This is a genomic window from Brevundimonas intermedia (genome assembly GCF_027922165.1).
Lineage (GTDB): Bacteria > Pseudomonadota > Alphaproteobacteria > Caulobacterales > Caulobacteraceae > Brevundimonas > Brevundimonas intermedia.
Genome location: NZ_BSFD01000010.1, coordinates 154,572 through 174,714, shown reverse-complemented (window position 1 = coordinate 174,714; position 20,143 = coordinate 154,572). Strand labels below are relative to the sequence as shown.

Here is a 20,143-nt window from a genome sequence, read left to right as displayed (position 1 = left end):
ACCCCCCAGATGAGCCCTGTCCTCGCCGCCGTCGTCATGGGCCTTCTGGGCCTCATCATCGGCAGCTTCCTGGCGGCGGTCAGCGTCCGGCTGCCGCGCGAAGAGGACATCGTCGTCGCCCGGTCGCGGTGCATGGGCTGCGACCGGCCCCTGCGGCCTTGGGAACTGGTCCCCCTGGTCAGTTGGCTGGTGCTGCGCGCGCGCTGCGCCCGTTGCGGCGCCGCCATTTCTCCGCGCTATCCGCTGATCGAACTGGGGGCCGCCCTGGTCGGCGTCTGGGCGGGGTTCAGCGGATCGTCAGGGCTGATGATCGCTGCGACCGCCGTGCTGGGCTGGCAACTTCTGCTGATCGCCATCATTGATGGCGAGAATTTCTGGCTTCCGGACGTCCTCACCTGGCCGCTGGCGGCGACCGGTCTGATCGCGGCCGCGCTGACGGGATGGGACGTCGCCCTGTCGCATCTGATCGGGGCGGTGGTCGGTTTCGGCGGGCTTTGGCTGGTCGGCTGGCTTTACAAGGCGGTCCGCAAGCGCGACGGCCTGGGCGGGGGCGACCCCTATCTGTTCGCCGGCGCCGGGGCCTGGGTCAGCTGGATCGGCCTGCCCAGTGTGCTGCTGTGGGCCTCGGCCGCAGGGCTTAGTCTGGTGTTCGGCCTACTGGTGGTGCGCCGCTCGGTCAGCGCGACCGACAAGCTGCCGTTCGGCGTCTTTCTGGCCGTTGGGATCTGGTTGACCTGGCTGTATGGGCCGTTAGGCCTCTAACGCCCTGTCGTCAGTTTGACGATGATGATGGCGGCAGTGTCCAGGATGGCCTCGGGCGTGTCGGCGCGACGCAGCAGGTCGAAGCTTGCGGCGGTGGACTCGGCGATCGAGGCGATCTGGTAGGAAGCCAGGCGAGGATTGTAATCCTTGGGGTGCAGGCCTGCGGCATGCGCCTGGGCGACACGGCGTTCGATGGCCAGATGCAGACGACGCAGGCGTCGGACCCGGCTCTCGACGAAAGCGACCTCGCCGTTGTCTGCCAACATATGTTCGACCCGCAGGACCTGACCGTGGTCGCGCCAAATGGCCATGACGTCCAGGATGAAGGCCCGGCCGATGCCGAAGGCCTTGTCGCCGGGCCAGTCGGCCTGGAAGTGGGCGGCGAGACCCTGAAAATCGGTCGCCGCCGTTTCGCACAGCGCCAGCACAGGTTCTTCGACGGTCTTGAAGTAGGTGTAGAAGTTAGAGGGCGACACGCCCGCTGCGGAGGCGAGGTCGGCGACACGAATCTCGCCATAATGGCGCGAGTTCAGCAGGGTCCGGGTCGCGTCGAGGATCGCCTGGCGGGTACGGCCCCCACGCGCGCCGATCTTGTGGCCCAGCTTGTTGGTCTTGTCGGCCATATCCCCGATGGTCGGTAAAGGCGGAGCTCGAGACGTTCGAGACGGCCGCATTCGGTACGCGGAAGCGAAACTGTGTCGTAAGCGGATCAGGTTATTGCACAGGCGGCGAAAAATCCAGCGGCCGTCGGCATTTAGTCGTTTCTGTTTCGCTTCTGGATACGGCAAAGCCTCGGCAAGGCTGGCCCTGCCGAGGCATCAGATGCGCGGCTCCCTGCGGTTACCGCGCGATGTCGTAGGACGCGTCCAGTCCCTCGCGGCTGACCGTCGCCTGGATCAGATCGCCGGACTGGATCAGGCCCTTGGTGAAGGGGCGCTGGTCATAGACCTGGAAGCGGACGGTCGAGTCGGGGCGGATCGTCGTCGTGTAGCGATACAGGGTCGGATCCGACGCGTCCGGCGACAGTCTGACGATCATGTCGTTGGCGCCCAGGAAGTCGCCCCACAGCCACAGCGGCCCTGTCGCCCCTTGCGGCCGCCGGACGGTGATCTGGATCGGCGCCGGCTCCTGATAGGTTTCCTTGGCGAAATAGGCCGCCGGGGTCGGCTCGTTGCCGCGCCGCCAGTCGAAATAGGTGGCGTTTTCCCAGTTTGAGCCCTGGCCCCAACGGGTGGAGCAGGGAGTCGAGACCCAGGCCGGCTCCCAATAGACCACGCCCACGCCGCCGGCGAACTTCACCCTCTGGGTCAGGTCGTGCATGTACTGGCGCTGGCCCTCGTAGGTGGCCGGATAGCCGGGCAGGAGTGAGTCCTCGCCCAACAGATTCGGGGAGTTGTCGGCGGAATCCGTCGTGAAGGGATAGGCGGTTTCGACCACCACCACCTCAGCCGGATAGCGGTGACGCAGGCGAGTGATCGTCTGCTCCAGTCCATCCAGACCCTGGGTCGACCATTTGCGATAATAGCTGACGCCGATCAGGTCGAAGTCGGTGACGCCGTGCTTCCACGCGTCGGCGAACCAGGGCTCGACGTTCTCCGGCTGGGCGATGTGCAGCATGACCAGGGGCTGGATGCTGGACTGGGCGCCCGCGTCGCGGACGGCCTTGATGCCGGCGTTAAAAAGGGCGGCGTTGCGTTCCCAGTTGATGCCGGGGCGAGTGGTCTTCCAGTCCGCCTCGCCCATCATTTCGGGATTGGTCTCGTTGCCGACCTGCACCTGATCCGGCATCAGGCCTTCGGCGTCCAGGGCGCGGAGGGTGTTGAACGTATAGTCGTAAACAGCCTGGGCCAAGGCCGGCGTGTCGTCACGAATCGACCGCCAAGCCTTGGGTACGATCTGCTTGTCCCCGTCAGCCCAGTCGTCCGAATAGTGGAAGTCGAGCAGAACCTCCATGCCCGCCGCACGAGCGCGCCGGATGGTTTCGCGCGCGTCGTCCAGGTCGCTGTAGTTCGTCCATTCAGGGTCGTGCCAGATCCGGACGCGTACCAGATTGGTCCCCATTTCGGCGAACAGGCCGTAGGGATCGCGAGCCTGGCCGTCTTTGCGATAGATCGCGCCGCAGTCCTCCATCTCGTTCACATAGGACAGGTCAGCGCCGAAATAGAACGGCGCCGGCTGGCCCGCCTGCTGGGCTTGCGCGGGCAAGGCCATCAGGGCGGCGAAGGCGGGAAGGAGGATGCGGCGGATCTTCATGGGCGATTCCGTAAGCTAGAGGCGCAACTAGGGGTTAGTAGCGGAAGGTGGCGTCGAGGCTGAACCGGCGACCGAAGCGGGTGTTGCTGGCCAGACGGTTCTCGTCGTTGTCGTAGTAGGTGTTGACCTCTTCATCGGTCAGGTTGCTGGCCTGGAAGCGCACGCCCAGATTCGACGTCACCTGATAGGAGGCGCTGAAGTCCAAAGTGGATTCGCTGTCCAGCGTGCGCAGCGCAGACCCGTCCCAGCCGCTGATGACAGTGAAGGGGCTGTGGTACTTGTAGCCCAGACGGCTCTCGAACTTGCCGTCCGAGTACCAGAGGTCCACCGTCGCCGTCTCGCGGGCCAAGCCGGTCGATTCCAGCGGGTTATTGACCGGAGAGAACTCCTTCACGTCGGAATCGACATAGGCGAAGTTGGCGTAGATGCCGAAGTTCTCGAGCGCCGGGATGAAGCGGAACGGCGTCTGGAAGGTCAGCTCGATCCCGCTGATGCCGCCGCCGTCGCCGTTGAACGGACCGGTGACATTGTAGGTCACGCCATCGATGGTCACCGGCTGGGTGAAGTAGCCGATGTGGGTCTCGACATCCTTGTAGTAGGCGGCGGCGGCCAACAGGGCTTCCGGCGCGAAATACCACTCGTAGGACAGGTCGACCTGGTTGGCGATATAGGGCTTCAGGTTCGGGTTTCCTGCGGAGCCTGTCGGCGGCGGGTTCGTATTGAACAGCGTCCGGCCGGCGCGCAGCTCATCCAGCGGCGGACGGGCCAGGGTCCGGGCAAGGCCAAACCGCAGCTGTTGGTCTTCGGCCAGGGCCAGGGTCAGGTTCAGGCTGGGCAGCAGTTCGAAATAGTCATTGTCGATCGAGATCGGCACGAGGGCGCCGCTATTGACCGATTCATAGCCTTGGCTGGTGGTCTCGGCCTGGACCGCGCGCATGCCGACATTGCCGGTGACCGGCAGTCCGGCGAGGTCGCCGGCGAAATCGACCTTCACATAGGCTTCGAAGACCGTCTCATCGACTGACCAGCCTGAGGCTTCGTCCACCGCGTCGGCGGGCTGGACGAAGCCGCCATAGGCGGCCTGGGCCACGGCGTTGAAATCGCCGTTCAGGAAGCCGGGGGTATCGAAGTCGGAAACGGTAAAGCTGCTCAACAGGCCGGCAGGCAGAGTGGCGACGATCGGCGCCTGGGTCCACAGCAGCCGCTCATAGGCCTTGGACCGGTCGGCGACACGGGCGCCGAACGAGATTTCCGTCGCGCCCGTCTCGCCGCCGTAGCGCGAGACGTCGAACTGGGCCGATGTCAGTTCGTCGGTCAGCTTGCCGCCGTCGGCCTGGCCTGGAACATAGTCGAACAGCGGCTGGAAGCTGGGGTCTGACGTATTGTAGCTGGCGAAGGCGGAAGGCGTCTGACCCGGCGTCATGTCGACGCCGGCGAGGGCCGGATAGTGTTCGGTGAAGATGGCGCGCCAGAGGTTCTCGCGCTCGGCCTTGGAGTAGGCGACGTCGCCGGTCAGGGTCCAGGCGCCCGACATCCATTTGCCGTTCAGCCCCGTGGCCAGCAGCGTCTTGTCCTCGACGTATTTGGCGATGACGTTGGTGACCGAGGCGAAGGGCAGGGTGGCGGCGACCACTGTGCCGTCGATGATGGTGTAGGAGGCGGCCGGATCGCCGTAGGCCCAGCCGGAGGCGCCGGCAAAGTTCGCGTAGGCGTTGTTCCTGCCGTACCAGATCTGGTTCTGGTCCTCGTCGATCTCGACCTTCGAATAGAGGGCGTCCATGTTCAGCTCGAACTGGTCGGACGGCTTCCATTGCAGGGCGCCGTTGATTCCGTTGCGAGTTTCGGTCAGGCGTTTGACCTGGGTCTGGGCGCCCCAGAAGGTCGCGTCCAGATCGCCGTCGCCGTCGATGTCGCCGGGCGACCCGCCGGTGTCCTCATCGTTCCAGCCCCAGCCTTCGAAGGTCGAATAGCCGTTCTTCTGTTCCTGATGCGTGACGCCGAGGTTGACGCCCAGGGTATCGGTTAGCCGATGGGTGACGCTGGCGCTGAAGCGCGAGCCTAGCGGATCATAGTCGGGCAGATCCTCGCCGCCCTCGTAGTAGACCGCGCCGGCGGTGCCGACGAAGCTGGGGCCGCGATAGTCCAGCGGGCGGATGGTGCGGATGTTGATGGTGCCGGCGATGCCGCCTGAGATCAGGTCGGCGGACTGGGACTTGTAGACCTCGACGCCCGAGACGACTTCCGACGGGTAGATTTCCCAGCGGACATTGCGGTCCGGCTCCGACGAGGCGACTTCGCGGCCGTTGACGAGGCCCAGCACCAGACGCGGGCCGAGGCCCCGGATCGAGGCCTGGCTCTGGTTGCCGCGGTCGCGCGTGCCGTTGACGCCGGGAAGACGCACCAGCTCTTCGGCGATGGTCACGTTCGGAAGCTGTCCGATATCCTCGGAGGAGATGGCCTCGACCACCAGGTCCGAACGGCGCTTGACGCCGATCGCGTCGCGCAGCGAGGCGCGGATGCCGGTCACGACGACTTCATCGACCTGGGCGGCGTCATCGGCGGCGGGTGCGGGCGCCTGCTGCGCCCAGACAGGCGCTGCGGTGAGAAGGGCGGCGAGCGATACGCTGGCGGCGGCGATGGTCTTGCGATTGGCGGTCATTAGAAACTCCCCCTGTATTCGCCTGATTTTCAGGTCGATTGTTTGGTGGTGCGGGCGTCGAGACGAAGCACGGCGGGCCGTAGCCCCTCCGCCCGCGCCGTGACGGTGATGGGGCCGCCTTTGCGGCCCGTCTGGACGATGGCCTGGGCCAGTCCGTTGAACAGATGTCTGCGGTCGCTGCGATCCGGCTCGTGGCTGACGGGATCGCCGTTGCCGACGCCGATGACCCGGGCGTCGCCCGCGACCTCGAAGACGACAAGGTCGTTGGCGCGAGGACAGGGCCGGCCGCGGGCGTCCACGACGCTTGCGGCGATCATCGCCACGTCCTCGCCGTCAGCGGTCAATCGTTGACGATCGACGGACAGACGCAGAGCCGCCGGGGCGCCGGCGGTCTCACGACGCTGGGTCGCGACCAGGCGACCATTCTTATATCCGCGCGCCTCCAGCACGCCCGGCGCATAAGGGACCGACCAGGCCAGGTGGCGGTTGCGCTCGACCATCTTCGCGCCGGCCGAGCGGCCATTCACGAGCAGTTCGACGCGATCAAGGTTGGAATGGACCCAGACCTCGATCTCCTCGCCTTCGCGGCCTTCCCAGTTCCAGTGCGGGAAAAGGTGCAGCAGCGGTTCCGGCCGCCACCAGGCGCGGTAGTACCAGTAATTGTCCTTCGGGAAGCCGCAAGAATCCATGGCCCCAAAATAGGAGCCGACGCTGGGCCAACGGCTGTAGGGGGTCGGTTCGCCGCGGTAGTCGAAGCCGGTCCAGATGAAGCCGCCGGCGATGTAGGGCCGCTCTGCTGCAATGGTCCACCATTCCTCGGCGGTCGAGGCCCACCAAGGATGTTCGCGGTCATAGGCGGGGACGATGTGGCGAGCCGCGTCCAGCACATATTCGCCCCGCGTCGAGACGGTGCTGCCCGTCTCGCTGCCGAGGATGGGCTGATCCGGGAAGCGGGCGTGGTAGCCCTCCATCTGGGGCGTGCGATAGTTGAAGCCCAGTACGTCGACGACGCGTGAGACGCCGGTGTCGAAATCCTGGTCCTTGGCGGCGGTGACCGGGCGGGACGGATCGAGACGGTTGACCAGCCGCTTCATGGTGCGGGCGATGGCCGCGCCGGTTTCGTTGCCCTGGATCGCCTGTTCTTCATTGCCGATCGACCAGGCGATGACCGAGGGGCGGTTGCGGTCGCGCCGCACCAGGGTCGCCAGTTCCGCCATTGACTCATCGTCGGACGACATGCGCCGCGTCTCGGCGATGACCAGCATGCCCAGGCGGTCGCAGGCGTCCATCAGCTCGGGCGTGGCCGGATTATGCGAGGCGCGATAGGCGTTGCAGCCCATGGCCTTCAACTGCTCGATCCGCCAATCCTGGAGCCGATCCGGGATGGCCGCGCCGACGCCGGCGTGGTCCTGGTGGCAGCAGGCGCCCAGAAGCTTCAACGGCTGGCCGTTGAGCAGGAAGCCGCGCTTGGCGTCGAACACGGCAGAGCGTACGCCGAACGAGGTCTCGGTGCGGTCTGTGATCCGACCCCCGACCTCGACCTCGACCACGAGGCGGTGAAGCTGCGGATCGGACGGCGACCACAGGGGGGCGGCGTCCCAGGCAAGATCATGCTCGACCTTGCCGTCGCCCCAGGCGGTTATGGACAAGCCCGTCTCGTTGCGGGCCATCTCGAGACCGTTCGGGGCCAGGACGATGGTGCGAACACGGGCTTCGGGGGCGGCGTCGGACTGGTTACGGACGTCAATGCTGATCTTGGCGGTCGCGCCCGCGCCGCGCGGGGCGGACTGGATGAAGACGCCGTGCGGGGGAAGGTGGATGGGGTCTGTCGCCGTCAGATGGACATGGCGATACAGGCCTGCGCCTTCATAGAACCAGCCTTCGCCGAGGCTGGCGTCTACGCGGACGACCAGCCAGTTGGTTTCGCCGGGGTGGGCCACATCGGTGATGTCGACGGTGAATGGAACATAGCCGCCGGCGTGTTCGTCGACGATGATTCCGTTCAGGAAGACCACGACCTGACGGAAGGCGCCGTCGAACTCAAGGCTCAGCCGCCGTCCGGACCAGTCTGCAGGAATGTCCAACGGGCGCCGATACCAGCCGACGCTGTTTTCAGGGTGATCGCGTCCCAAGGCCCGATAGCCGTGGGCGGCGTGAGGGTCGTCTTGGTCGGGGCCGAAGCCGCCTGGGCCGGGATCGAACGGCAGATCAATGGCCCAGTCATGAGGGATCTGCACCGAGCTCCAGCTGGAATCGTCGAAGCCCGGCAGCGCCGCCGTCGCGATCGGCGAACTCTCGGAACCGCCCGTCTTGGCGTAGGTGCGCTGGTCTCGTCCGAAGCCGAAGTCCTTCGCCATGTCTGACGCGTGGCCGAGCGCGAACTTCCAATCAAACGCCAGCTTCATGCTTTGACGGAACTCATGGCTCGGGCGGGGTGCAGTGATCGAGTCGGCGACCGCTGGCCCGGTCAAAACGGTCGAGGCGAGCGTCAGGCCGCCGGCGCTCTGCAGCACGACACGGCGGTCGACCGTAAGATTTGAACCCTTGCGCCCCAACGCGCGTCTCCCTGAGCACTCGGGCCTGTTAGCGGCCTCTTGAGGTCCAGAAAGCGGCTGTTGGTTCGTTCTGTCAATAAAATAATTTTCATATGCGGTATGAGGCGGCCGAGGAGCATGTACAGCTGAGCGCGGTCGCCGTCGGGACGACCCGCCGAAAATGCCCTTGCGGACTACTCAGTGGCGCGCCGAATTGTTCGGCAGCGGGAGCGCCGATAGATGTGTCAGAAAGTCGCTAGGCTCGACTTCGCGGATATCTCCGATCGCTCAAGCTTCTAGCTGCGAGACAGCCGACCTCGCTCGGTCGCGAGGCTGGATCGGAAATGGTGCCGGTTGCAGGAATCGAACCCGCGACATCCAGTTTACAAAACTGGCGCTCTACCAACTGAGCTAAACCGGCGCCTTCAAAGCGATCGCAGGCCTTATGCGTATGGATCGTACCGGGTGCAAGATGGCGCCGACGGGAATTCAGTCCATCGCCGCCGCGATCCGTTGGGCCAGGGGCTGCAAGGCGGCGGCCTCAGCCATCGGCGCGTGCCCATGTCCCTTCATCGGGCGATCGGCCCAGCGGGGGATGATGTGGAAGTGCAAATGGAAGACAGTCTGACCGCCCGCTTCGCCGTTGAACTGCATGACCGAGATCCCGTCGGGCTTCAGGGCCTTCTCGACGGCCTTGGCCGTGCGTTGCAGAGCGGCGGTCAGACGGGACAGGACGTCAGGCTCGATCTCGAGCAGGGTCCGGGCCTGGGATTGTTTGGGGATGATCAGGACATGGCCCTCCGACTGGGGAAAGACGTCCATGAAGGCCAGGACCTGGTCGTCCTCCCACACCTTCACCGAGGGAATCTCGCCGCGCAGGATCTTGGCGAAGATATTGTCGGGGTCATAGGCGCCGTGAAGGCTCATGGCTGTTCTCCGTCTGGTCTTGATCCTTGCACTGGTTAGCAGCGTGGGACGGCGAGGGGGAGCCTTCCTGGATATCCGGCGTTATGGTGACGCTTCACAGGCTGTCGAGGACCTTATGATCCGCTTTATCATTCAAGCCGCCGTCACCATGCTCGGTCTGTGGCTTTCCGCTCAGATCGTCCCGGGCGTCGATTTCACCAATACGGGTTCGTTGGTCGCGGCGGCCATTATTCTGGGACTGATCAACGCCGTGGTGCGGCCCATTATGGTCGTGCTGACCTTCCCGATCACGGTGATCACCTTGGGTCTGTTCCTGCTGGTCGTGAATGCGGCGATGATCGGCCTGACCGCCGTCTTCCTGGGCGGCTTCGCCGTCGACGGGCTGTGGGCCGGGATCGGCGCAGCCATCGTCACCGGCGTCGTCAGCTGGATCGCCGGGGCCTTCATCGGCGGGGACGAGAAGCGCGGCTAAAGCCTTGTGAAGGCGTGGCCGTTCGCATCGAACAGATGGGCCTGGGCGGCGGTGACGTGAAGGCGCATGTCCTCGCCCGGCCGGGTCGGAACCTCGCCCGCCAACTGGACCGTCAGTGTGTCGTCCGAGGCCGCGTGCCTGAGGTGGACCATGGTCGCGGCGCCCAGGGTTTCGACGAAGAGAACCTCGGCGGTCAGGGTGTCGGCGTCAGGGGCCGTTTCGCCGTTCGGTCGGGTCAGATGCTCCGGGCGGACGCCGAGGGTGACGGCGTCTCCGGCCTTGGCGGAGGTCGCGTCGACTGCCACCTGCAGGGTCTCGCCGGCCGTCGTCCGGATCGTGGCGCCTGTGGACGAGCCCTGCACCAACTCGGCGGTGAGCATGTTCATGCGGGGGCTGCCGATGAAGCCGGCGACGAACAGGTTGGCAGGACGTTGATATAGATCCATCGGCGCGCCGACCTGTTCGATCCGGCCGCCGTTCAGCACCACGATCCGGTCGGCCAGGGTCATGGCCTCGACCTGATCGTGGGTGACGTAGATCATGGTCGTCTTCAACTCGGCGTGGAGCCGTGCGAACTCGTAGCGCATCCGGACCCGAAGGGCGGCGTCCAAGTTCGACAGCGGCTCGTCGAACAGAAAGACCTCGGGTTCACGCACGATAGCGCGGCCGATGGCGACTCGCTGACGCTGGCCGCCGGACATGGCCTTGGGCTTGCGGTCCAGATAGTCGGTGATGCTCAGCGCCTCGGCGGCGGCGCGGACGCGTCGGTCGATCTCGGCGTTGTCCGTCTTGGCCAGTTTCAGACCGAAGGCCATGTTGTCGTAGGCCGTCATGTGGGGGTAGAGGGCGTAGGACTGGAACACCATGGCGATGCCTCGGTCAGACGGCGACAGGTCGTTGACCACGCGGCCGCTGATAGAGACTTGGCCAGTCGTCGCCTCTTCCAGTCCGGCGATGGTGCGAAGCAGGGTGGACTTGCCGCAGCCCGAGGGGCCCACGAAGACGACGAATTCCCCGTCGGCGATCTCCAGATCGACGCCCTTCAGCACCTCGACGGCGCCGAACGCCTTCTTCACGTCGACCAGACGGACGTCCGCCATGCTTCCTGTTCCCTGAGCTGTTTGATTTTGCGCGCACCGTAACCGGTTACATGGCGGGATCAACGGCTCGTTTGCCGCGATCCCAGCCGTTCTGCTTGATTTCGCGAAATTTGCAAAACTGCAAAATTGCTCTTTCGCAAATGGTGGGCGATGGCTAGAAGCCCGCGGGCAAATCGCGGGAGATATCGATGATGCGGCGTTCAATCCTGATGGCGACGGTTTCGGCCGCATGGCTGGCCAGCGTCTGCGCAGTGCAGGCGCAAGTGGCCGGGTCGTCTGTGGACGACATTGTGGTCACCGGGTCGCGGATCGCGGGCGGGGACCGGATCGCGCCGGTCGAAACCGTGGACCGCGACGTTATTGCGGCGGCGGGCGTCGCCGACGCCTCGCAGTTGGTCCGACTGGTGACCGCCAATTCGGGCTCGGAAGCCCAAGTCGACCAACTGAACCAACCCCAGAGTTCAGGCACGGCCCAGTTCAACCTGCGCAATCTCGGCCTCGGCGCGACCCTGGTGCTGGTCGACGGTCAGCGCTGGACGTCCAGCGCTGTGGTGGCCACCGACGGGGCCGCCTTTGTCGACATCAACTCGCTCGTGCCGATGATCGCTCTGCAGCGGGTCGAGGTCGTCAAGGACGGCGCCTCGGCCGTCTATGGCTCCGACGCCGTTGCGGGAGTCGTCAATTTTATCACGCGGCATGATGTGGCCCGGCCTGAGGTCAGCGCCAAATATGCGGTCGCCGACGGGTCGGAAGAGAGCGTGATCCAGGCCATCGGCGGGTTCGGACTTCTGGGCGGCGACCTGACCCTGGCGGCGTCGTATTTCCACAGGTCGGCCCTGAGCACGGACGAACGCGACTTCACCCAGGCCGAAGGCTACGACCGCGCGTCCTGGACCGCCGTGACCAGTTATGGGCAGCCAGGATCCTATTATCGGCCGAGCGCCAACGCCTATGCGCCGGATCCCGACTGTGACAACGCCGCCTTCGGCGCGGCCTATCGCAACAGTGCGAGCGATACTTTTTGCCGCCTCGACTATTCCGACTTTTTCGACCTGACGCCGGAAGAGACGCGAACCCAGCTGTTCGCCGACTATCGTCGGCCGGTCGGGGACATGATCCTGTCGCTGCAGGGCGCCTGGTCGTCGACCTGGACCCGCGCGAGACAGACGCCGTCCCTGCCGATCCTGGCGCAATCATTGACCGTGCCGGCCTCTCATCCAGACAATCCATTCGGCGAGGACGTGCTGTTCCGAGGGCGGCTGCTTGGGGCGGAGGCCGGGGCGTCGACGGCGGAGTTCGACTATGAGACCTGGCGTCTGGCCGCGGGGCTGGAGGGCGTTTTCGCCAATGGTTGGGACTGGAATATCGCCGCCACCGCCAGCCGTCAGCACGTCGCTTATGACAAGCCCGATGTGATCGGAAGCGCATTGCAGAACGCGCTGAACGGGTTGGGCGGCGCGGGCTGCGACGCCGCCACCGGCACGCCGGGGGTCGGGGTCTGCCAGTATTTCAACCCCTTCGGAAGCGCCTATCTGGGGACGGGTACGGCCAACAGTGACGCGCTTATTGACAGTCTGATCGGCTCCACGGGCCTGCGCGGTTCCGCCAGCCTGACGACTGCAGACGCTTCCACCAGCGGCCAGGCGTTCGCCTGGTCCGGCGGCTCGGTCGATGTCGCGCTGGGCGTCCAGTACCGGCGCAGCGCCTTTCGTCATGACTGGAGCGACTTCGTGAACGCCGGCGATCTGCTGACGGCGGGCTATTCGCCCGACTTCGACGGCGATCAGCAGACCGTGGCCGCCTATGCCGAAGGCCGTGTTCACCTGGGCGACCGGGTCGAGGGGCAATTGGCCGGGCGGTACGAGTCCTATGACGGAGAAGGACGATTCAGTCCTAAGGCCGCCGTGCGTTGGGATGTCACCGACACCGTCGCGCTGCGCGCGTCCTGGGGGCAAGGCTTCCGCGCACCTTCGGTCTATGCGCAGTCAGGGGCGCAAGCCTCTCAGCCGTCGGTATTTGATCGCGGCGCCTTTGTCTTCGTCAACACCTTGACGTCGGGTGACGCGGACCTGAAGCCTGAAAAATCCGAGAGCCTGACTTTCGGGGCTCAATGGCGTCCTGTTCAGGGCCTTGCGTTGGGATTGGACGCCTGGCGGTTCGACTACACCGATCAGGTGGTCAAGGAATCGGCCCAGGCGATCATCAACCAGGCGGCGGCTGACACGGCCGCCGGCCTGACGGGCACGGACGCTCAGTCGCGCCTGACGCGCTCGGCCAGCGGCGCCCTGACCTTCGTTCAGCTCTATTTCATCAATGCGTCGTCGGTGGAGACCCAGGGCATGGATGTCTCGGCCCGCTATGGTCATGCGCTTTGGGGTGGTCAGGCCACGGCTTCCGCGACCTGGACCTATGTGGATCGTTACGACATCCGCTTGAATGACAGTGCGGCGGAAGTGTCCGGCGTTGGTTCGACCAATCTGAACAACATCGGCCGTTCCTTGCCGCGCAATCGCGGGGAGTTTGTGCTGGGGTGGAGCGGCGGCGTCCATTCCGTGACCGGCCTGGTCCACTACACCGCCGGCTATGACAATGACCGCAGCGGGGTGACGGATACGACGATCGCCAGCCAGACGACGATCGACCTTCTGTATAGCCGTGCACTCGGCGCCGATCTCGAGCTGGCTGTGGGCGTGGTCAATCTGGCAGACAAGGCGCCGCCTCTGGCGCAGTTCGCCTTCGGCTATGATCCCGTCGTCGCCGATCCGCGCGGACGAGTGGTCAGCCTGGGGCTCACAAAGCGCTTCTGATCAGGCCGCCAGGGGGCGGGCAGGGGGCAGGGCGGCGCTCATCGCCTCGATCAACATATGGACGTCCAGCGGTTTGGCGACGAATCCGTCCAGGCCGGCTTCGCGGCCCTGTTCGCGGACTGATGCGGAAACATCGCCGGAGAGCAGGATCAGCGGGGTGCGGCGTCCATCGACCTCTTCCGCGCGGATCTTGCGAGTGGCCTCGAAACCGTCGCAGACCGGCATGCGAAGGTCCAGCAGGACCATGTCGTAGGAGTCGTCACGCCATGCAGCGACCGCCTGGTCGCCATCCTCCACAACCGTGACCTCCATTCCGAGGTTCGGCAGGATGGCGGCCAGCACCTTGCGGTTCACCGCATTGTCGTCGGCCGCCAGCACGCGAAGTCCGGCCAGGCTGGGCGCGCTTTCCGCCTCGGTGGCGGCGGCGATGCCGCGCTCGAGCGGCAGTTCCACCGTGAAGCAGGAGCCTTGGCCGGGCGTGCTCTCCACGGTGATGTCGCCGCCCATCATCCGGGCCAGAGAGCGGGAAATGGATAGGCCGAGGCCTGTCCCTCCATGGGTGTGCGAGGTTTCGGCGCTGGCCTGCACATAGGGGGCGAACAGTCTTCCGAGTGCGGCCTCGTCCATGCCGATGCCGCTGTCGCGCACATCCATCCGGAGCCCGCCTGCCGTCGAGACTGCGACGGCCACGACGACCTCGCCGCGATCAGTGAACTTCACGGCGTTGGAAATCAGATTGGCCAGGATTTGCCCAATTCGAACCTTGTCGCCGATCCAGTCTCCGGCGGCGTCCGGTGTCACTTCAATCCGCAAAGCGACGCCCTTCTTGTGGGCGACTTCGCCGAAAGCGGCCTTCATACGATCCAGCAACCGGGCCAGGTCGAAGTCCGCCTCCACAAGTTCCAATCTCCCAGCCTCGATCTTAGAGGCGTCCAGGAGATCGTTGAGAAGGGACGTCAGGGTTTCGCCCGACTCCAGCGCGACCTCCAGCCTCTGCTTCTGGGCTGGATCCATCGGTTCGCCGGCCATTATCTGCAACATGCCCAGCATGCCGTTCAGCGGCGTGCGAATTTCATGGCTGACCACGGCCAGCATTCGCGTCTTGGACTTGGCGAAGGCAAGGACCTCGCGTTCACGTCGGTCCGCGATGCGAACAGCCCAAAGGCCCATGCCGGCGCCGAAGCCGAGCGCGGCCAGACCCACGGCGACGATTGTAACCCGGGCGGTCGCATAGGCGAGATTGCGCGCGCCTTCGCGTTCAAGCGTCATGGCGGCCTCTTGCGCCCGAAGGGCTTCTAGCCGGCGGCGAAGCTCGTCCATCGCGGCTCGCCCCTCGATCGCCAGGACGGGGTCGGCGCCCTTGTCGCTCAAGCTCGACAGTCGAGGTTCAGCGTAGACCGCTCGCCAGGTTTCCATCGCCGTCCGCACGCCGTCGAGCTGAGCCTTCTGGGAGGGATTGCCGAGCGTCAGCCGGGACAAGGTCTGGAGCTCGTCAGAAAATTTCTGCTGGCCTTTGATGTAGGGCGGTAGGAAATTTCCGTCGCCGCCGCTCTCTACATAGCCTCTGACGCCCGTTTCCTGATCAAGAGCCGCCGTCAACAGATTGGCCGCTGCGCGTTCCACCATCGCCGTGTGCCTGACGGACTGATCGGCCGAGTTGAGCGTGGAGAGATTGGCCCAGACCACCAGCAACATGACCGCAACCATCGCCGTCATCGTCGCCAACACGGCCAGGGCGGAGCGCGCCGCCCGTGTCTGGATCAAGGCCCGAAGGCGAGCCGTCGGGACGGAGATCGTCATGTGCGAACCGTGTGTCAGCGTCTGACGCGAATTAGGCCTTTCCCGATGAAAAATGTCTTTCAGGACCGATCAGGATGATTATCTAGGCGGCCCAAATCTCCACCTCAGCATGGATCTCCGATGGCTGTCGTTCTTTATGGTATTCCCAACTGCGACACCGTCAAAAAGGCGCGTGTCTGGCTGGAGCAGCAGGGCGTTGACTACGTCTTCCATGACTACAAGAAGGCGGGTGTTGATGCTGGCGCTCTGGGGCGATGGGTCGACGAGCATGGCTGGGAGACGGTGCTGAACCGCGCCGGCACGACGTTTAAGAAACTGGCCGACGCGGAAAAGGCGAACGTGGATCGTGAGAAGGCCATGGCCCTGATGTTGGCCCAGCCGTCTATGATCAAGCGGCCGGTGCTGGATCTGAGCGACCGCCGCCTCGTGGGATTCAAGCCAGAGGCCTATGCGCAGGCCTTCAGTTAAGCGCAACCGTCGCGGTGACGCCGAAATGATCTGACGGGTATTCGCCGTTCGTGGGCTGGTCGCCAAAGACATGGGCGGCGGTGGGGGTGAAAAACTCCGGCTCCACGAAGATATGGTCGATGACGCGGCTGGCGTGGCCCTTGGCGGGATTCAGGGTGGTCGCCGCCGAACCGGGGGGCAGGGCGCTGACGAAGCGAGGACCGGTCATGGTCGCCAGTCCCGGATCCTCTTGGGGCGCGTTGAAGTCGCCCATGACGACAAGAGGGACGCCGTCCTGCGGGAGCCAGGACAAGAGGTGCGAAATCTGGCGGGCGCGCACGGCTCCCGCCTCCGGCTGGTGCGCCAGGTGGGTGACGACGACATCGACCGGTCGGTCCGCAACGGACACCCGCACCCGTAGCGCCGTGCGGTAATCATCCAGCGGTTCCAGCCGAACCGAGTCCTGGGCCAGTATGGGCAGCCGGGTCAGCAAGGCGCTTCCGTAACGGCGCGGCGCGCCCTCCGGGTCGGTCGAGACGAAGGCGACCTTATAGCCGCCCAGTTCTCGGGCCAGCATCTCAGCCTGGTTCTCCAGCCCGGTATTGGCGTCTTCCAGGACTTCCTGCAACGCGATGACGTCTGCGTTCTGGGCCCGCAAGGCTTCGATCAGTAGAGGCCGCCGCGCGGGCCAGTCGCCCATATTGTGCCAGATGTTGAAGGTCGTCAGCGTCAGGTGCGATGAGTCGGCCGTGACCGGCTCGGAACTCAAGCCGGCGTGCAACGCGGGCGCGCAGGCCGCCATCGGCACAAGCGCGGCTGCAGCGATCAGGAAACGACGTGAAACCACTCGCGTGGTTCTCAACCTTCGACGTCAGTGACGGGCCGATCATGGCCGTCGGCGGTTTCGGTGATCCAGCGACCGTCTGCGGTTTGATACTCGATGGCTGCGTTCTTATCCGGAACCTTCTGCTCCCGCGCCGCGCGGACCGCAGCCGCCTTGGCGGCGTCGTGGCTGGAGAAGGTCTCGGAATAGACGCTGTCCGACTGATAGGCCCAGCCGCCGTCGTGCTCTACGATGCGATAGGTGACGGTTGTCATGGGGGCTCTCCTTATGGATCAGGACTTACCCTAGCCCGAACCGTGCGACGCGTCATCGTGCCCGACGCCTGACCTTACGAAGATTTCACGTCCGTCGTCGCATCCATGGGCGCGTCCCGCAGCCTCTTGTGATCAGAAGGCCGCCGCATCAGGCTGTCGCACCGGATCAAAAGAGAGTTCATTATGGACGCTACACCCATCTTCGTCGTCTTCATCATCTTCTCGTCCATCGTTGCTGTGATCGTTGGACCATCCTTCCTGAAAAATCGGGAGCGTCGCGAGATGCAGCTGACGGTTCGCCATGCGGTGGACAAGGGACAGACCCTGCCGCCCGAATTGATCGACGCCATGACCAAGGATGTGGAGAAGGGCTTGCCGTCTCGCACCAAGGATATCCGCAAGGGCGTGCTCAGCCTGGCGACGGGCTTCGGCATCGCCGGCTTTGCGCTGGCGGTTGACAACGCCAGCCGTGACTGGGGCGGCAATGGGGAAGGCGCACTGTTGGGCCTTGCCTGTATCCCGGTGGCCATCGGCGTCGCCTTCATCATCCTGGGCATCTTCAACCCCAACAAGGCCTGAGGGTCGGGTCGGGGGAGAGGTCATGAGCAAGTCCTTGCGCGATCTCCACGACGTGGAGCTGGCCGCCCAGGCGGCGGCCGGCGGTCGGCGGGAGTATGGCGAACTGGTCCGCCGGCATGGTTCGGCGGTCCGGGGGCTTCTGCGCCGCATGGGCGCGGCGCCGTCCCTGGCTGACGATGTGGCCCAGGACGCCTTCTTGCAGGGGTTCCAACGCTGCTCGGAGTTTAGGGGGCAGGGGACGTTCGCGGGCTGGATCAAGAAGATCGCCGCGCGTCTTTATCTGAAGCGCGTCGCCCGCGAGGCCCGCTATGTCGCCGAGGTCGAGGCTGATGAGGCCGATGTCGTCGTCGATCGGGCGGGGGTCATGGACCTGGATGAGGCCCTGAAGACGCTCAGCGAGACCGAGCGTGTGTGCGTGTCCCTGTGCCACGGCGCAGGAATGTCCCATCCCGAAATCGCGGCGGCCATGGATTTGCCGCTCGGCACGGTGAAGTCCCATGTCAAACGTGGTCTGGATAAACTCCGCGCCCGGCTTCAGCCGGCGCACGGCTCAGGCGGGAGGTCGACCCATGTCGGCTGATGAATTCGATCCGATGATCGAGCGACTGTTCGCGCAGACGCCTCGAATGGCCGATGAGGCCCTGTTCCTGGCCACGGTCCAGGCCAGCATGGAGAAACGGTCGCGCTGGCGCACCCTGGCTCTGACGAGCGCCGGCCTGGTCGGCGGCGTCCTGGCGGTGAGGGAAGGGGTCAACTTCAACTTCTCCGCCGGCGACGAAACGACCCTGACGCAGGGCGTGCGGACGGCGGCGGCGACGGCCCAGGGCGCGGCTCAATCCGGGCTGGAGGGCTTGGGTGTCGGGTCCTTCGACCTGATGGACGGGTCCGGCATGATGGCGTTCTGGATCGTGGCTGGGGCGCTTGTCGCCCTTCTGGCGGCAGGGCTGGTGAAGCTGTCGCAGGACGTCTGAGGGTGACTTGGCGGATCGCGGGGCTTATCTGACCGCACTTCAGGTCAGGAGGCCCCTCGATGTCCGTTCACACCCAGGAGACGATCAAGCGCGTCTCCGTGCCCGATATCGCGAGCCGCAAGAGCGGCGAGCCCATCGTCTGTCTGACGGCCTATGACGCCCCGATGGCGGGATTGCTGGATCCGCACTGCGACGTGCTGCTGGTCGGGGACAGCCTGGGCATGGCGGTTCACGGCCTGCCCAACACTGTCGGGGTGACGCTGGAGATGATGATCCTGCACGGTCAGGCGGTGGTGCGGGGATCGCGTCGGGCCCTGGTGGTGGTGGATATGCCTTTCGGTTCGTACGAGGGCGGCAAGGAGGTCGCCTACGACAACTGCGTGCGGGTGATGAAGGAGACGGGCGCCCAGGCGGTCAAGCTGGAGACCAGCGTCGAATTGGCCGAGATCGTCGCCTTCCTGGTCAAGCGCGGCATCCCGGTTATGGGCCATGTGGGGCTTCGGCCTCAGGCGATACTGGCCGAGGGCGGGTTTAAGGCCAAGGGACGCACCGATTTCGAGCGGGACCGTGTCATGGCGGAAGCAAAGGCCACGGCCGAGGCCGGCGCCTTCTGCATCGTAATTGAGGGGGTCGCCGAATCGCTGGCGCGGGAAATCACCGAGAGCATTGACGCGCCGACCATCGGCATCGGCGCATCGGCGGCGTGCGACGGCCAGGTCCTGGTGGTCAACGACATGCTGGGCATGTTCGACTGGACCCCGAAATTCGTGCGGAAGTACGCGGATCTGCGCACCGAGATCGACCGCGCGGCCGCAGCTTTCGCCAATGATGTGAAAACCCGCCGTTTTCCTGCCGAAGTCGAGACCTACTTCTCGAAAAAGCCGGCTTCGCAGTAACGGACGACGTTGCGGGCGGGGAGCCGACCTTCTAGGGTCCGCGCCGGTTTGCTTTTTGCGATTTTGGGGCGACGTTTCAGTGGTTGATGTCTTCGAGCAGGTCGAGGAGGAGCTTCGCTCCGACCGGTACAAGCGCCTGGCCCGCACATGGCTGCCTGTCGTGGGCGTCGTTCTGGTGGTCGCCCTGGTCGCGGCCCTCGGCTGGTGGGGCTGGGACAGCCTGAACTCCAACAAGGCCGGAAAGGCCGCAGAGGCCTATGATCGCGGCATGGAGGCCCTGCGTGCTGAAAAGCCCGCCGAGGCTCGCCTCGCCTTCGAGGAAGCGGTCAAGGAAGGCAATGGCGCCTACAAGGTCCTGGCCTTGCAACAGCAAGCCGGCCTGGCCGTAACCGCCGACAAGATCCCCGACGCCGTCCGCCTGTTCGATGAGGCCGCAAAGGCGTCCAGCGATCCGATCCTGTCGGACCCGCCCGCCCTTAAGGCCGCCTTCCTGGTGATGGACACCGCGCCGCTGGCCGATATCGAGGCGCGCTTGACGCCGCTGGCCGAGGATGATCGCCCGCTGCACGCTTTCGCCCAGGAAGCCCTGGCCCTGGCGCGTCTCCAGCACGGCAAGACCAAGGAGGCCCGTGAGGCCTTCGTCCTGCTGCAACTGGGGCAGGATGTGCCTGACGACGTTCGTCAGCGCGCCAATATCGCCGTCGCCACCATCGACGCCGGCACGGCGGGTGCGCTCAAAGACATCGTGAATGCGGCTAAGGCCGCGGCTCCGTCGGCCGCCGGCGCCGCCAATGCGCCGACTCCCGGCGCTCCGGCCCAACAGTGACGACCCCTTACA

General features: G+C 65.2%; 18 protein-coding genes and 1 tRNA gene. 9 read left to right on the top strand and 10 right to left on the bottom strand.

Going from position 1 to position 20,143, the window contains the following annotated elements; genetic code table 11:
• Window positions 1-9: 9 nt before the first annotated feature.
• Entirely contained in the window at window positions 10-762 is a 753-nt protein-coding gene (locus PKE72_RS13540; protein WP_271165909.1) for a prepilin peptidase, read from the top strand.
• On the opposite strand, the gene PKE72_RS13535 is transcribed toward PKE72_RS13540, so the two are convergent.
• From PKE72_RS13535 to PKE72_RS13510, 6 genes are all read right to left on the bottom strand, one after another.
• Entirely contained in the window at window positions 759-1,385 is a 627-nt protein-coding gene (locus PKE72_RS13535) for a TetR/AcrR family transcriptional regulator (protein ID WP_271165908.1), read from the bottom strand. The genes PKE72_RS13540 and PKE72_RS13535 overlap by 4 nt on opposite strands.
• 217 nt (window positions 1,386-1,602) lie before the next feature.
• On the bottom strand, window positions 1,603-3,015 hold the full coding sequence (locus PKE72_RS13530) for a glycoside hydrolase family 53 protein (protein WP_271165907.1): 1,413 nt from the start codon (window positions 3,013-3,015) through the stop codon (window positions 1,603-1,605).
• 34 nt (window positions 3,016-3,049) lie between these two features.
• Window positions 3,050-5,674, bottom strand: coding sequence for a TonB-dependent receptor (locus PKE72_RS13525; protein ID WP_271165906.1), 2,625 nt, complete (start codon window positions 5,672-5,674; stop codon window positions 3,050-3,052).
• A 29-nt stretch (window positions 5,675-5,703) separates the two neighbouring features.
• Complete coding sequence (gene galA / locus PKE72_RS13520) at window positions 5,704-8,229, bottom strand: beta-galactosidase GalA (RefSeq protein ID WP_271165905.1); 2,526 nt, start codon at window positions 8,227-8,229, stop codon at window positions 5,704-5,706.
• A 324-nt stretch (window positions 8,230-8,553) separates the two neighbouring features.
• Window positions 8,554-8,629: transfer RNA gene (locus PKE72_RS13515), tRNA-Thr, on the bottom strand.
• 68 nt (window positions 8,630-8,697) lie between these two features.
• Entirely contained in the window at window positions 8,698-9,135 is a 438-nt protein-coding gene (locus PKE72_RS13510) for an HIT family protein (RefSeq protein ID WP_271165904.1), read from the bottom strand.
• A gap of 115 nt (window positions 9,136-9,250) precedes the next feature.
• On the opposite strand from PKE72_RS13510, the gene PKE72_RS13505 reads away from it, so the two are divergent.
• Window positions 9,251-9,607 carry a phage holin family protein gene (locus PKE72_RS13505; protein WP_271165903.1) on the top strand — a complete coding sequence of 119 codons (357 nt, stop codon included), beginning with the start codon at window positions 9,251-9,253 and terminating at the stop codon, window positions 9,605-9,607.
• Here PKE72_RS13505 and PKE72_RS13500 read toward each other — a convergent pair.
• On the bottom strand, window positions 9,604-10,707 hold the full coding sequence (locus tag PKE72_RS13500) for an ABC transporter ATP-binding protein (protein WP_271165902.1): 1,104 nt from the start codon (window positions 10,705-10,707) through the stop codon (window positions 9,604-9,606). The two genes, PKE72_RS13505 and PKE72_RS13500, sit on opposite strands and share 4 nt — an antisense overlap.
• Window positions 10,708-10,895: 188 nt before the next feature.
• Between PKE72_RS13500 and PKE72_RS13495 the strand changes: the two genes are divergently transcribed.
• On the top strand, window positions 10,896-13,514 hold the full coding sequence (locus PKE72_RS13495; RefSeq protein ID WP_271165901.1) for a TonB-dependent receptor domain-containing protein: 2,619 nt from the start codon (window positions 10,896-10,898) through the stop codon (window positions 13,512-13,514).
• Here the strand turns inward: PKE72_RS13495 and PKE72_RS13490 are convergent, their stop codons facing one another.
• Window positions 13,515-15,314 (bottom strand): ATP-binding protein, encoded by a 1,800-nt coding sequence (locus PKE72_RS13490; protein WP_271165900.1) that lies wholly within the window; start codon window positions 15,312-15,314, stop codon window positions 13,515-13,517.
• Window positions 15,315-15,434: 120 nt separating this feature from the next.
• On the opposite strand from PKE72_RS13490, the gene PKE72_RS13485 reads away from it, so the two are divergent.
• Window positions 15,435-15,782 carry an ArsC family reductase gene (locus PKE72_RS13485; protein WP_271165899.1) on the top strand — a complete coding sequence of 116 codons (348 nt, stop codon included), beginning with the start codon at window positions 15,435-15,437 and terminating at the stop codon, window positions 15,780-15,782.
• Here PKE72_RS13485 and PKE72_RS13480 read toward each other — a convergent pair.
• Window positions 15,775-16,608 carry an endonuclease/exonuclease/phosphatase family protein gene (locus PKE72_RS13480; protein ID WP_271165898.1) on the bottom strand — a complete coding sequence of 278 codons (834 nt, stop codon included), beginning with the start codon at window positions 16,606-16,608 and terminating at the stop codon, window positions 15,775-15,777. The genes PKE72_RS13485 and PKE72_RS13480 overlap by 8 nt on opposite strands.
• Before the next feature lie 11 nt (window positions 16,609-16,619).
• Window positions 16,620-16,859, bottom strand: a complete 240-nt coding sequence (locus PKE72_RS13475; RefSeq protein WP_271165897.1) for a hypothetical protein — start codon at window positions 16,857-16,859, stop codon at window positions 16,620-16,622.
• 183 nt (window positions 16,860-17,042) lie between these two features.
• Between PKE72_RS13475 and PKE72_RS13470 the strand changes: the two genes are divergently transcribed.
• The 5 genes from PKE72_RS13470 (at window position 17,043) to PKE72_RS13450 (ending at window position 20,131) form a co-directional block, all read left to right on the top strand.
• Complete coding sequence (locus tag PKE72_RS13470; RefSeq protein ID WP_271165896.1) at window positions 17,043-17,438, top strand: DUF6249 domain-containing protein; 396 nt, start codon at window positions 17,043-17,045, stop codon at window positions 17,436-17,438.
• Between the two features lie 22 nt (window positions 17,439-17,460).
• Window positions 17,461-18,018, top strand: coding sequence for an RNA polymerase sigma factor (locus PKE72_RS13465; protein ID WP_271165895.1), 558 nt, complete (start codon window positions 17,461-17,463; stop codon window positions 18,016-18,018).
• Window positions 18,008-18,409: a hypothetical protein gene (locus PKE72_RS13460; protein ID WP_271165894.1), complete on the top strand. Its 402-nt coding sequence runs from the start codon at window positions 18,008-18,010 to the stop codon at window positions 18,407-18,409. Before PKE72_RS13465 ends, PKE72_RS13460 begins: the two co-directional genes overlap by 11 nt.
• A gap of 59 nt (window positions 18,410-18,468) precedes the next feature.
• Window positions 18,469-19,305, top strand: coding sequence for a 3-methyl-2-oxobutanoate hydroxymethyltransferase (gene panB / locus PKE72_RS13455; protein ID WP_271165893.1), 837 nt, complete (start codon window positions 18,469-18,471; stop codon window positions 19,303-19,305).
• Window positions 19,306-19,384: 79 nt separating this feature from the next.
• Window positions 19,385-20,131 (top strand): tetratricopeptide repeat protein, encoded by a 747-nt coding sequence (locus tag PKE72_RS13450; protein WP_271165892.1) that lies wholly within the window; start codon window positions 19,385-19,387, stop codon window positions 20,129-20,131.
• Window positions 20,132-20,143: the final 12 nt, after the last annotated feature.